General features: G+C 63.9%; 9 protein-coding genes and 1 pseudogene. 7 read left to right on the forward strand and 3 right to left on the reverse strand.

Annotated features, from left to right (window positions below):
* Positions 1-157: 157 nt before the first annotated feature.
* The 5 genes and pseudogenes from IPG97_08885 to IPG97_08905 all read left to right on the forward strand — a co-directional run bounded on the left by IPG97_08885 (position 158) and on the right by IPG97_08905 (position 6,149).
* A complete protein-coding gene (locus tag IPG97_08885; GenBank protein MBK6856643.1) occupies positions 158-1,522 on the forward strand; it encodes a CpaF family protein in 1,365 nt (454 codons plus the stop codon).
* Entirely contained in the window at positions 1,522-3,456 is a 1,935-nt protein-coding gene (locus IPG97_08890; protein ID MBK6856644.1) for a type II secretion system F family protein, read from the forward strand. Before IPG97_08885 ends, IPG97_08890 begins: the two co-directional genes overlap by 1 nt.
* Before the next feature lie 7 nt (positions 3,457-3,463).
* On the forward strand, positions 3,464-4,375 hold the full coding sequence (locus IPG97_08895) for a type II secretion system F family protein (GenBank protein MBK6856645.1): 912 nt from the start codon (positions 3,464-3,466) through the stop codon (positions 4,373-4,375).
* Positions 4,376-4,470: 95 nt separating this feature from the next.
* Positions 4,471-5,907 carry a hypothetical protein gene (locus tag IPG97_08900; protein MBK6856646.1) on the forward strand — a complete coding sequence of 479 codons (1,437 nt, stop codon included), beginning with the start codon at positions 4,471-4,473 and terminating at the stop codon, positions 5,905-5,907.
* Positions 5,908-6,035: 128 nt separating this feature from the next.
* Positions 6,036-6,149, forward strand: a pseudogene (locus IPG97_08905) (Flp family type IVb pilin).
* A gap of 349 nt (positions 6,150-6,498) precedes the next feature.
* Here IPG97_08905 and IPG97_08910 read toward each other — a convergent pair.
* Entirely contained in the window at positions 6,499-7,149 is a 651-nt protein-coding gene (locus tag IPG97_08910; GenBank protein ID MBK6856647.1) for a response regulator transcription factor, read from the reverse strand.
* Between the two features lie 140 nt (positions 7,150-7,289).
* On the reverse strand, positions 7,290-8,999 hold the full coding sequence (locus IPG97_08915; GenBank protein ID MBK6856648.1) for a GAF domain-containing sensor histidine kinase: 1,710 nt from the start codon (positions 8,997-8,999) through the stop codon (positions 7,290-7,292).
* A 63-nt stretch (positions 9,000-9,062) separates the two neighbouring features.
* On the opposite strand from IPG97_08915, the gene IPG97_08920 reads away from it, so the two are divergent.
* A complete protein-coding gene (locus IPG97_08920) occupies positions 9,063-9,683 on the forward strand; it encodes a dephospho-CoA kinase (GenBank protein MBK6856649.1) in 621 nt (206 codons plus the stop codon).
* 139 nt (positions 9,684-9,822) lie between these two features.
* Positions 9,823-11,895 carry an excinuclease ABC subunit UvrB gene (gene uvrB, locus IPG97_08925; GenBank protein MBK6856650.1) on the forward strand — a complete coding sequence of 691 codons (2,073 nt, stop codon included), beginning with the start codon at positions 9,823-9,825 and terminating at the stop codon, positions 11,893-11,895.
* Here the strand turns inward: uvrB and IPG97_08930 are convergent.
* Positions 11,858-13,213 (reverse strand): hypothetical protein, encoded by a 1,356-nt coding sequence (locus IPG97_08930; GenBank protein ID MBK6856651.1) that lies wholly within the window; start codon positions 13,211-13,213, stop codon positions 11,858-11,860. The genes uvrB and IPG97_08930 overlap by 38 nt on opposite strands.
* Positions 13,214-13,425 lie beyond the last annotated feature (212 nt).

Genomic DNA, 13,425 nt, shown 5'->3' on the forward strand with positions numbered 1-13,425 from the left:
TCGCTGGGGTCCAGCGGCTGCTCGGCTGAGGGTTTGATCGCGTTTTGAGTGGGCCGCGATGGGCCCACGTTCTGTCGCGCCCGGGGTCAGGCCGACAGCGTCGCAAGGATCTCGCCGAGTTGCCTTTAGCGCGGCGAGGCGAGGCCGATAGGGACCTGTGTCCCTCTACAAGCGTCTCCACGAACAGCAGGGCAACGGAGCCGGAACGGTCAACAAGCGCCGGGATCCGGTCCTCGATGAGCTCCGCCAGAAGATCCACCATCACCTGATCGACGAGCTCGGCCCGATCCTCTACGACAAGCGGCTCTCGGAGGATGATCTGCGTCGCCGCGTCCAGGACCAGCTCCACGCTGCTCTGGCGGTAGAACGCGCCCCGTTGTCGGCGGCCGACAAGGCTCAGCTCATCCAGGACGTCTCTGACGACATCTTGGGCTATGGGCCTATCGACCGTCTCCTAAAGGACGAAGACATCACCGAGGTGATGGTGAACGGTCCCGACCGGGTGTTCATCGAACGTTCCGGCAAGGTGGAGAAGACCGGGGCCAGCTTCGTGGACGAGACCCACCTGCGGAGGATCATCGACAAGATTGTGGGGCAGGTCGGTCGGCGAATCGACGAAGCTCAGCCGTTGTGTGATGCCCGTCTACCCGACGGCTCCCGTGTGAACGCCGTGATCCATCCGTTGGCCATCGGCGGCCCGTTCCTCACCATCCGTAAGTTCTCCAAGGACCCCTACCAGATCGACGATCTGATCCGGTTCGGGACGCTGAACGCGGCCTCGGCCCGTTTCCTCCAAGCCGTGGTGGTGGGGCGTCTGAACATCATCGTGGCCGGTGGTACCGGCACCGGTAAGACGACAACGCTGAACGTGTTGTCGTCCTTCATTCCCGGTGACGAGCGCATCATCACCGTCGAGGACGCCAAGGAGCTCCAGCTCCACCAGGAACACGTGCTGGCCCTCGAGGCCCGGCCACCGAACATCGAAGGCAAGGGCCAGATCACCATTCGAGATCTGGTGAAGAACACCCTTCGTATGAGGCCCGACCGGATCGTGGTGGGGGAGTGTCGTGCCGGTGAAGCGCTGGACATGCTCCAGGCCATGAACACCGGTCACGACGGCTCGATCACCACCGTCCACGCCAACAGCCCTCGAGACACGCTGGCCCGCCTGGAGACCCTGGTGCTGATGGCAGGTTTCGACCTGCCTGTGCGAGCGATCCGTGAGCAGATGGCTTCGGCCATCGACTGTGTGGTGCAGCTCACCAGACTCCGGGATGGCACCAGGCGTATCACCCACATCACCGAGATCCAAGGCATGGAAGGTGACGTCATCACCACTCAGGACGTGTTCCTGTTCGACTTCGGAATGGGCGTGGATGAGCACGGCCGTTTCCGTGGCCACCTGAAGGCCACCGGTGTGCGACCGAAGTTCGCTGAGAAGCTGGCCGACCAGGGCATCCGCCTCGGACCAGAAGTCTTCCAACCCGAGCAGTTCGCCAAGCGCGCTGCGGGGGCCTGGTAATGGCCCGTAACGGCCGTAGGGCCGTATTCGCCGCGCTGCTCGCCAGCTTCTTGCTGCTGGTCGGAATCTCCTCGGTGGCGGCGCAATCAGGACCGGAGCCGACCTTCCTCGTGCGCGGGATCGACGGCACTTCCCAGAAGGCCGTGGCGATGACGGTCCTGTGGACTGGAGATACCAAGGCCTTGCAGGAGCTGACCATTCGTGAGAATGGTGCTGCTGTAAAGGTTGACGACCTCGTAGACCTGCGAAAGACAGGTCGCCGGCTCGGTACGGTGGCCGTGGTCGACCTGTCGGGCTCCATGGCTGACGACGGCGCTCTGACTGCCGCCAAGGACGCCATCCAGAAGATGGCCGACGACCTTCCCGAGGGAGACCAGATGGCCCTGGTCAGCTTCGGTAGCGATGTTGTCGTCGAGTCGGCGTTCACCAGTAGCCCTGAGCAGATAAAGGCTGCGCTCGACGGTATGAACGCCAGGGCTGATGCCCGTACTGCGATGAACGATGGCATTCGTAAAGCCACGAGCCTGTTCGAGAGCCGTCCCGGTCTCCAACCCAACCTGCTGCTCGTGACCGACGGGTCAGATGATGTCTCCGAAACCGAATTGTCGGGTGCCCGCGCCTCGGTTGCTTCCTCGGGTGCGGCCCTGTTCGCCGTCGAGCTCACTCACAAGGAGGGCGAGGTCGATTCAGACGCCATAGCCAGCATCATCGACCGTGCCGGCGGAGCTTCGTTCCAGGCCGGAACCTCGGCAGAGATCGCCAAGGCGTTCGAGAACGCCGACAAGACGATGAACAGCCAGTTCGTGGCCACCTACGCGTCGAAGGTGTCCCAGGGAGCGGTAGACGTCGAGGTCACGATCGGCGCCCAGTCGATCGAACGCAACTACGTGGCTGGCGCGAAGGCCGAGGGCGCTGGTGCCACTCAGGTGGTCACCGTCAAGAAGGCATTCGGGCCGGACTGGCTCCGTTCCACTCCCATCCTGCCAGTGCTGGTGATGGGTGTCGCCATCGGGTTGTTGGTGTACGCCGCCATCCAGCTGGCGGGGAGCAGCAACACGGGTCTGGCGTCGGTGCTGAGCCCATACACCGAAGGTGCTCCGGGCGACGCCGATGCCGACGAACAGGCACTGGCGCAGACCGCGTTCTTGCAGCGTGCCGTCGAGATGACCGAGGAGTTCGCCGAGAAGCAGGGCTTCTTGGAGAAGGTGTCCTCGCTCCTGGAACGTGCCGACCTGCCGCTGCGTGCAGCAGAGGCGCTGTTCTTCTATGTGGCCGGCGTCGCCCTGGTGACGCTCATGGGCTTGTTCGGTCTGGGAATGGTCCCAGGTTTGGTCCTGGGGGTGCTGGCGGCGCTCGTTCCGCTGGCGATCGTCAGCTTCATGGCGGGGCGTCGGGCCAAGGCCTTCGTGAACCAGCTCCCCGATACCCTTCAGCTCTTGTCGGGTTCTCTTCGAGCTGGCTATTCGCTCATGCAGGGTGTGGAGGCCGTCTCCCAGGAGGTGGACGAGCCGATGGGCAAGGAGCTTCGGCGGGTGGTCACCGAGGCCCGACTCGGACGTGAGCTCGAAGAGTCCATGGACGGCGTGGCCGAACGGATGTCCAGCCCTGACTTTGCTTGGGCGGTGATGGCCATCCGAATCCAGCGTGAGGTGGGTGGCAACCTGTCAGAGCTGCTCATGACGGTGTCGGAGACCATGGTCCAGCGCGACCGTCTCCGCCGCGACGTGAACGCACTCACCGCAGAGGGTCGGATCTCGGCCATCATCCTCGGGCTGTTGCCTGTCGGCCTCGGCCTGTTCATGTGGGCATCGAATCCGGTGTACATGTCCCCGCTGGGTAACACCGGCCTTGGTCAGGCCATGCTCGGGCTGGCCTTCGTGAGTGCCGTCATCGGCTTCATCTGGATGAAGAAGACCATCAACATCGAGATCTGAGGAACTTGTGCTTCCCCTAGCAATCATCCTTCTGGGCGCGGGTATCGGCGCCATCATCTTCGTCCTCGGCTCCTCGGCCGAGGAGCGGTCGACGGTGCGGGCGTCTCTTCGTCAGCTCGAGGGCTACGAGGTTGACAACGTGCGGGAGCAGGAGCTCCTCAAGCCGATGCGTGAGCGCACGGTAGCTCCCGTGGTCGACACGCTGTCGGGGTTGGGCAACCGCTTCACGCCTGAGGGGTACAAGGAGAAGACTCGACTTAGGTTCATGGCCGCGGGCTACCGCGATCAGGACACAGTCGATCGCTTCTTCGCCCTCCGGGTGGTTCTCATCGCCCTGGTACCGGTTGTGTGGTGGTTCATCTACGGCTTCGCCGGCATGAGCGGAATGACCGGCCTCGCTTCTGCGCTGTTGATGAGCGTGGTGTTCGTACTGGGTCCCGACGCCATGATCAACCGGCGAGTGGAGGAACGTCAGAACGCAATCCGCCGTGCGCTGCCCGACGTCTTGGACCTCCTGGTCATCAGCGTCGAAGCAGGTCTGGGCTTCGAGCAGGCGCTGGATAGGACGGTCGCCGCGGTACCGGGACCGTTGACTGAGGAGTTCGCCCGAATGCTGGGTGAGGTGCGCGCCGGTTCATCCCGGGCCAACGCCATGCGGGCCATGGAGCGGCGCTGTGACGTGCCCGAGCTGAGGTCGTTCGTGCTGGCGATCCTCCAGGCCGACACCTTCGGTGTCTCGATCGGCCGCGTCCTTCGGGCCCAGGCCGACGAGATGCGGATCAAGCGTCGCCAGCTTGCCCAGGAACGGGCCCAGAAGGCACCGGTGAAGATGCTGATCCCGATGGTCTTCTGCGTGTTCCCCGCGTTGTTCGTGGTGGTGATCGGCCCGGCCATCATCTCGATGATGAACAGCCTCTGAGGAGAGCCTTGCCATCTGCTGATCCAGATGAAGGTCCGGATCGGTCCGAACCCGAGACAGGTATCGCCACGGCACCCGGCTCCATATCGGATGACTTGACCAATTCGACCTCGTCGGCTGTCGGCTTGCTGACGTTGGGCAACCGGTTGGCCAACCCATCTCTGGATGGTGTGGTGTTCATGTTGTTGCTGTTCGTTGCCGTGAGGATCGGCCTGTCACCCATTCAGGACAACAGCTTCCTGACCCACCTGGCGACCGGAAGGCTCATATTCGAGCGGGGATCGGTTCCGACAGTCGATCCATACTCGTGGACCGCGTTCGGCGAGCCGTGGACCGTTCAGAGTTGGGGTGCCAGCGTCATCTATGCGGCCGTCGAGAAGATCGCTGGGTTCAACGGCCTTCGGCTGCTGACCGCCATGTTGGTCGGAATTCTCCTAGCCCTGCTGTGGAAGCTCACAGACGCGGCCTCGGGGCTTGTCGGGCGGCTTCTGGCCGGTCTGTTGGTGGTGGCGCTGGGGACGGGGATGTGGACCGAACGTCCATTCCTGTTCGGGGCCATTGGTCTGGCGTTGGTGCTCCTAGCGGCCAATGATCGCCTGGATCCACGGTGGTTGGTCCCGGTGATGTGGGTGTGGGTGAACACACATGGCTCGTTCCCCTTCGCTCCAGTCCTGTTGGTGCTCCTGGCATTTGGGCGTTGGCTAGACGTACGAGAAGAGCCCCGAGTCGAGCTGCGCGCCCTCCTGTGGGTCGTGGTGGGCACCCTGGCCGGGGGAGTAAATCCGATAGGCCCTCGGATCTTGGTGTTCCCCGTTCAGATGCTGGAGCGGCGTGAGGCGTTCCAGTACGTGAAGGAGTGGCAGCGGATCGGGGTCACGGCCGGAGTGGACCGAGTGTTCATCGCAATGCTGATCCTGACTGCGGTACTTGTGGTTATCAGGGCTCGGTCGTGGCGCAACGTCTTGCCGCTGCTCGTTTTCGGGGCCGCAGCTGTTGTGAGCGCCAGGAACATCCTCCAGGCCAGCATCGTTCTCACCCCGTTGCTCGCCCAGGGTCTCAGCGGTCTGGGCCGGATCGACGGAGCCAAACGCCCAGCGGTGGCGGCTCCGGCGCTACATGCAATGGCGGTGGCCCTTGTAGTGGTGGGGATCATCGAGTTGAGAGCTCAGCCGACGGCTTTCGAGCCCTACCCTCAGGAAGCCTTGGCCTGGATGGACGCTAACGGGTACCTGGGGACAGAGGCCAGGGTCATCAGCCGTGACGTGGTGGGCAACTACATGGAGTTCGCCTATGGGCCAGATGAGGCCCGGGTGTTCATAGACGACCGAGTCGACATGTTCCCGATCGAGGTCGTGCGTTGGTACGTCGGTCTCATCGATGTGAACGGGAACTACCAGCAGATCCTCGAGGAATCACGGCCTACAGCGGTGTTGTGGGATTCGGACAGCCGATTCGGTGAGTGGCTGGCCGAGTCACCCGATTGGCAGATCGCCTTCGAGGATGAAACGTGGGTGGTGGCTCTTCCCGAGTAGGGATGGGCCTAATGGCCCGTATGTGCCGGGAGCGGCGTGACATTCGCCATCGCGATGGGCCTGATGACCTATCGAGTCGCCGCCCCTGACTGTCGATACTTCTGGCAGGACTCGGAAAGGAGGGCGCAATGCACAAGCGCTCGAGCAAGATCCGACAGGTCAAGGACGAAGAGGGGGCGGGGCTCGTCGAGTACTCGCTGATGCTCGCTCTGATCGCCGTCGTGACGTTCTCGGCTGTGTCGTTCTTCGGCAATGGAGGCAAAGGCATGATGGGGAACAATGCCAACTGTGTCGGCGCCGCCATGGGTGACACCAACTCTCAGTGCAGCTGAACGGCTGACCGGGCCCACGCGGTCCATCTGCATATCCAACCCCCCCAGAACAGGGTGGGTGGGTGAGTTCTAGAAGTATTCCGTCCATTCGGGGGAGTGGAGGGAACCTGACGGAGGGTGGAGCCTGGCTCCACCCTCCGTCCCAGTTTTTCGGCGATTGGATGCGATGCGAGGCTTGCTCTGCCAACTGCCAACTGCCAACTGCCAACTGCCAACTGCCAACTGCCAACTGCCAACAGTCGAGAGGCTTGGGCTGGGATCAGCTCAGACGGACGATTCCCATTCGGACCGCTTGTAGGACAGCCTGGGTACGGTCTCTGGCGTCGAGCTTCTGGTAGATGGACGCCAGATGGTTCTTAACGGTCTTCTGGCTGATGAACAGCCGCTCTGCCACCTCGGGAGTGGAGCAGCCGTCCGCGATCAACTGGAGGACGTCGATCTCTCGCCGGGTGACGATCTGTTCGTTGTCCTCCAGTGATGGGACCGGTGTCATCCGGCGTACCTCCGACAGCATGGCCCCGGCCAACGTCGGAGAGAGGTCGGCCTCGTCGTTGGCGGCCATGCGGATGGCGGCCGCGATCTCCTCTATGGAGCAGTCCTTCACCAGGTAGCCGGCGGCACCGGCACGGAGGGCCTCGGAGATGACCGATTCGTCGGCGTGCATGGTGAGCATGACGACCTGGATGTCGGGGTAGAGGCGGCGAACCCGCCGGGTGGCCTCGACCCCGTCGACATCGGGCATGGTGACGTCCATGAGGATCACGTCGGGACGGAGGTCTCCGGCGAGCCGGACGGCCTCCTCTCCGTCGGATGCCTCACCGACCACGTCGAAGCCGTCTTCGGTAAGGCTGCGTCGCAGGCCTTCTCGCAGCATCCGGTGGTCGTCGGCGAGCATCAGTCGGACTGTCATGGGGCTTCTCCTCTGTGGGGCGGGGGACCCCCACGAGCACAGGTCCGAGCAACCGGATCTCCGGCCGACAGGATACCGAGTTGTGGCCGGTGCGCTGGACAGAACGGCAGCAGCGCCGAGGTTGACCGAAGCAAAGGTGGTCAGGCGGCCTTGATCTCGCAGCGTACGGTTGTTCCGACCCCAACCTCGCTGGAGATGTCCAGCGATGCCCCGATGCTGGCAGCCCGTTCCCGCATGCCGATGATGCCGTAGCTGTCGAGGCGCCCGGCACGGCCCGCAGGGAAACCGACACCATCGTCGGCAACGATCAGCACCGCTCTTTGTCCGTCACTACGCCAGGTGACTGCGACCTTGGATGCCTTGGCATGGCGCTCGACGTTGGTGACGGCTTCTTGGGCCATTCGCCACAGCTCTCGCTCCTGGAGGAGGGGAAGGCGGCCGCTGCTCTGGGTGTCGAGGCGGATGTCCAGTTCGCTGCGAGCCTGCACGCGGTCGAGAAACTCCCGGAGGGTTTGGGACAGGTCCCTCTCGTCGGTCACATCGGTTCGGAGGTCATAGAGCGTGTCTCTGACCTCGCCGATTACCCCTCGGACGTCGGTTCGGAGGCGTTCGAGGTGCCGGGTGATGTCGTCACCCTTGCTATTCGTCTTGACGATGCGGTCGAGCTCGAAGGCCAGGTAGGCGAGGGACTGACCGATCCTGTCGTGAAGGTCGCGGGCGATCCTGGTGCGCTCCTCATCGGCGCCGACAGTGCGGAGCCGGGCGAACCATCGGGCGTTGTCGATGGCCAGGGCGGCCGGCTCCATGAACCCGTGCATCAGCTCGTGATCCCGCGGCGCGAAGTGGTGCGAGTCATGGTGCTCGAGGGCGATGAGTCCGAGCACGGTGTCTCGTGCCAGTAGCGGGGCGTACAGGCCCGAAGCCATCTCCACGGCGACGCCAGGGCGGTCGGGCATTAGGCGGTGGACGAGCACCGGGAGACGGGTCTCGATGGCCTCGACGGCAGCCGCCGGAAGCGACTCGGTGGTGTAGGTGGGAGCTGGACGGGGACCTTCCCATCGGGCTACGACCCACATGTGGTCGGTCTCGTCGAGAAGGAAGACCACGGCCCCATCGAAATCGAAGAGGTCTCGCAATCGGCCGACGGTGGTGTCCAGCGCGTCGTCGAGGTCGAGGGACGCTGGCAGCGTCTGGGTGACGCTGTGGAGCGAATGGAGGAGCAGGTTGGCGTCGGTGAGACGTCCCAGCCGATCCAGCGCCATGGTGTGCTGACGGTCGACCTCGCCGGTGACCCGACGGGCGTAGCCGGCGATCATGGCCACCAGGACGAGTTCGGCGGTCCATTGCACCGTCTCGCGCCAAACCTCCTCGACGGGATCGCTGGCCACGAGGTACGGGATGCTCACGGCCATCGCTGATGCCAGGCCGATTCGAAGAGCAAAACCGAATCCACGGGCGAAGCCGGCCACCATGACCGCAGTTATCAAGGCGAAGACAAGAGGTGAATTCCAGTACCCGGTGGCCACTACGGCCAGCACGTGCAGGACGACCTCGAACAGCACCCGGAGCAGGCTGGAGGTATCGGCGGTGACGTAGCGGATGGGGAAGGCGAGCCGGACGATGTTGTACACGGCGATCAGCCCGGTCCAGGCGACGATCCGCCAATCCCGCTCGACGAAAGCGGGGGCAGCCAGAACGATGGACATAACCGTGGTGCCACCGCGGATGGCCAGGATCGCTGGCTTGAAGCCTGCTACCCGGTCGAGGGCCGAACCGGAGGTAACGGTGGCAGGCTCGAAGGAGGCGAGTAGTTCCTCTGAGATCGTCTTGTCCCCGGAGATGGCGGCCATCAAACGAGAGGCTACGACGCTGGGGCCGCGCGATGTGGGTGTTAGTGCGCCTACGGTGGCGAGATGCTTCTCATCGGTCTCACCGGCGGAATGGGTTCAGGAAAGAGCTCGGTTTCTGCTCGCCTCGCGGCGCTCGGTGCGGTGGTCGTCGATGCCGATGCCATCACCCGTTCCCTGCAACAGCCCGGCCAGGCGGTCTTCGACGCGATGGTCGAGCGGTTCGGACCCGAGATCGTTGCCTCGGACGGGTCGCTCAACCGCCAGGCTGTGGCCGATGTGGTGTTCGACGACCCGCGGGCCTTGGCCGACCTGAACGCGATCGTCCACCCCGCAGTAGGCGCCGAGATCGCCCAACGTCTCGAAACGGCGGCCGCATCAGATGACGTGGTGATCCTCGATGTTCCGCTGCTGGTCGAGTCCGGTCGAAGTGACATGGCGGCTCTAGTGGTGGTCGACGTGGACCCCGAGGTGGCGGTGGAGCGCCTGGTGAAGTTCCGGGGGATCAGGGAGCCCGATGCCCGTTCCCGCATGGCCCGTCAGGCCACGCGTTCCCAACGACTCAGCCTGGCCGACTTCGTGGTCGACAACTCGGGGACCGAGCAGGACCTGGACCGCGAGGTGGAGCGGTTGTGGAATTGGATCCAGGACCTGGCGGAGGAATCGGTCAACCTCAAAGGCTCCTAGCCGATAGGTCCCGTCGTTGTCGCTCGGCTCACCGATTGGCTCGCCTCCCAGTCCTGGATCCATTGTCGGTGGACGTCCGTAGGCTGATCAGATGCACGATCCCGAGCAACCCGCCGACTCGGACCTGGCCTCCTCGGTCATGGCTTCCGCTGGGCAAAACGAATCGTCGGTGATGCAGAGCGACTCGGAGGGACCGCGCTTCGAAGTTGTCTCTCCGTTCGGCCCGGCCGGAGATCAGCCCGCTGCTATCGACCAGCTCGTGGAAGGGGTGGAGGGTGGTGAACGCTTCCAGACCCTGTTGGGCATCACCGGTTCGGGCAAGAGCGCCACGATCGCCTGGACCATCGAACGGCTTCAACGCCCGGTGCTGGTCCTGGCCCCCAACAAGTCGTTGGCGGCTCAGCTCGCCGGAGAGTTCCGCGAGTTCTTCCCCAACAACCGGGTCGAGTACTTCGTCAGCTACTACGACTACTACCAGCCCGAGGCCTACATGGCCGCGTCGGATACCTACATAGAGAAGGACTCGTCGATCAACGACGAGATCGACCGACTTCGCCATTCGGCCACCGCCGCCTTGCTGACCAGGCGAGACGTGATCGTGGTGGCCTCGGTGTCGTGCATCTACGGGCTCGGTTCCCGGGAGGAATACCGCGATCAGATGCTCCACATCGAGGTCGGTCAAGAGATCGACCACCGGGGCCTTCTGCGACGTCTGGTCGACATGCAGTACGACCGCAACGACGCCAACCTGACCCGAGGAAAATTCCGGGTCCGGGGAGACGTGATCGAGATCCACCCCGCTTATGACGAGACCGCGGTCCGGATCGAGCTGTTCGGTGACGAGATCGAACGGATCCTCGTGGTCGACCCGCTCACCGGAGAACAGGTCCGGTCTGAGCGAGAGTTCGTGTTCTTGCCGGCCACCCATTACGTCGCCAGCCAGGAACGCATGACCGAGGCCATCGTGAGGATCGAGAAGGAACTTCAGGAGCGATTGGCGACATTCGAGGCTGAAGGCAAGCTGCTAGAGGCCCAGCGGCTCAGGATGAGAACCCAATACGACCTGGAGATGATGCAGGAGGTCGGGTATTGCAACGGGATCGAGAACTACTCGGCTCCCATCGATGGTCGAAGCCCGGGTGAGCCTCCGGGAACCCTCATCGACTTCTTCCCCCGAGATTTCGTGGTGGTCATGGACGAGAGCCACGTCACCGTTCCCCAGCTCCACGGCCAGTACGAAGGTGATAGGTCTCGCAAGGAGCAGTTGATCGAACACGGCTTCCGGCTGCCGTCGGCGGCCGACAACCGTCCCCTTCGTTTCGAGGAGGTCATGGATCGCATCGGCCAGACCATCTTCTTGTCGGCCACGCCCGGCAACTACGAGCTCGAGGTCTCCACCAACGTGGTGGAGCAGATCGTGAGACCCACGGGCCTCATAGATCCAGAAGTGATCGTGAAGCCGACGAAGGGCCAGATAGACGACCTGATCGACCAGATCAACGATCGCGTCGGGCGAGGGGACCGGGTCTTGGTCACCACTCTCACCAAGAAGATGGCAGAGGACCTCACCGACTACCTGCTCGAGCTCGGTGTCAAGGTCCGCTACCTCCACTCAGAGGTGGACACGGTTCAGCGGATCGAGATCCTCCGGGACCTGAGGCTCGGAGAGTTCGACGTCCTGGTCGGCATCAACCTTCTCCGTGAGGGACTCGACCTGCCCGAGGTGTCACTGGTCGCCATCCTCGACGCAGACAAAGAAGGCTTCCTGCGGAGCGAGACGTCCTTGATCCAGACGATCGGCCGGGCGGCGCGAAACGTCGACGGCCAGGTGATCATGTACGCCGATGTGGTGACGCCGTCGATGGAACGGGCCATCTCGGAGACCAATCGTCGGCGTGGCCTCCAAGAGGCCTACAACGAAGAGCATGGGATCAACCCGCAGACGGTGCGGCGAGCCGTCACCGACATCTTGGAGTACCTCCGTCCCAGCCAGACTGCACCCGTGCCCGGCCGTGATCGGCGCCGGGACTCCGAGGCGGATCGTCAGCGGAGAAAGAACCTGGCCGAGTTGCCCGGCGATGAGCTGGAACGGTTGATTCGCACCCTCGAAGAGGAGATGGCCGACGCTTCGGCCGAGCTCCGCTTCGAATACGCGGCCCGGCTTCGCGATGAGATCAAGGACCTGCGGAGGGAACTCCAACAGGTGCGTTGATTCCCGGCCCGACCAAGGGCAGGTGGCTTAGGGCTCGGTCGACACCGAGGTCGAGACCGGGAAACGTGACCAGATCCACCGCAGTGACGGTCCAGAGCAAGGCCACGACCACTGCTAGGCCGCGCACCCGATTCGAACGGGCCCCAAGGGCCACCAGCCAGCCGATCATCACCGGTTCGCACGCCCATCGCAGATAGGCCTGCCCCCGTTGCCAGACCGGCAAGCTCACGAACAGGACCAGGAGCAACGCTAGGGCCAGACGTTCATGTGGAAGACCACTGCGCCGGTCACGCCAGGCCAGCGTCAGCAGTGCGGCGGCGGCGATGGTGAGCCCCAGTTGTGCCAGGTTCACGATGCTCGCTGCACCCGGATCTCTGATGACGGTCGCCAGATACTCGACCAAGCGCACGAACGGTGGCGCCAGCAGGGCATCGCTTTCGGTCCCTCCCTCTATGGCTCCGACCCAACGACTGTTGATGACGGCTCTCCATGCCACATAGGTGGCGATGGGGATCGCTGGCACCCATACCGGAACCCTCGGGCCACGCGCCGGCGAACCGTCGTCAGCCTTGGCAGCAGCGAGACGCCGCACGAGCGGAGAGAACGACGTGGCTAGGAGCGCGACCGAGAAGATGAGCGATGTTTCCCGGGTGAGAGCCGCTGCCACCAGTCCCGCGGCGGCCAGGGCCCAGCGTTGTCGGCGGAGAGCCAAAAGCGACGCGATGAGGAACGCTCCGACCACCGCTTCGGTGAGGTTCTGGGAGATGGCCACCACATAGCCACCCCAGGCGGCAGGGATGAGTCCGAGCCACGGTGACCGCTCGTGCATGCGGGCCAAGCGTGCCGCCACCGTCCCGATCACGCCGACGGCGACCACGTTCACGGCGATCATCATCCACGGGACCACCTCGGCGCGGCCGAACCCGGACACCAACCAGACGATGAACGGGTAGCCGATCCGCTTCTGCCAGTAGGCGGGCCGATCGAAGGTGATACCGAACTCCTCGACCTCGGAGGTGAACGGGTTGCGCGACAGGCGGTAGTAGCGCTGTCCGTCGTAGCCGAACGCCCCCTCGACGATGAACATGTCGGGGTTGACGGCCGGATCGGTCACCTCCTCGCCGGCCAGGATGAACACCGTCGGGTCGAAGTCGTGGTTCGAGAGTCGAACACCGACGAAAAGCGCCGAGATCGCCACCATTGCCAACCCGACCAGGAGCTCTGCCCGCCAACCGGTCACAGGCAAACCCACGATCGGGCCGCCAGCGTCTGCGGCCACCGGAAGGGCACCCGGTGTTGACTCGTCTGGGGCAGGCATCTGTCGACCATCGGTAGGTACACGGGCTAGATGAGCCTAGGGGCCCTGGATCCACCGAAAGGCAGAGCCTTCCGGCGGAGTTCGGTAGCCGGCCTGAGGCCGACGTCTTCGCTGCTACGACCGGCAAAGCCGATCTCCGCAGGTCGGGGGCTCCGCCACGAAGGGATCTGCCCCCAAACCCCCGCCCAGTCCTGTGACTTCAGCTCGTCAGA

It is taken from the genome of Microthrixaceae bacterium (assembly GCA_016702505.1).
In the GTDB taxonomy this organism is placed as follows: Bacteria; Actinomycetota; Acidimicrobiia; order Acidimicrobiales; family Iamiaceae; genus Aquihabitans.

Coding starts and splice junctions, on each gene's coding strand:
- IPG97_08910 (MBK6856647.1), bottom strand. CDS start 7,149: ATGACAGTCCGACTGATGCTCGCCGACGACCACCGGATGCTGCGAGAA.
- IPG97_08915 (MBK6856648.1), bottom strand. CDS start 8,999: ATGGCCGCCATCTCCGGGGACAAGACGATCTCAGAGGAACTACTCGCC.
- IPG97_08890 (MBK6856644.1), top strand. CDS start 1,522: ATGGCCCGTAACGGCCGTAGGGCCGTATTCGCCGCGCTGCTCGCCAGC.
- IPG97_08930 (MBK6856651.1), bottom strand. CDS start 13,213: ATGCCTGCCCCAGACGAGTCAACACCGGGTGCCCTTCCGGTGGCCGCA.
- uvrB (MBK6856650.1), top strand. CDS start 9,823: ATGGCTTCCGCTGGGCAAAACGAATCGTCGGTGATGCAGAGCGACTCG.
- IPG97_08920 (MBK6856649.1), top strand. CDS start 9,063: ATGCTTCTCATCGGTCTCACCGGCGGAATGGGTTCAGGAAAGAGCTCG.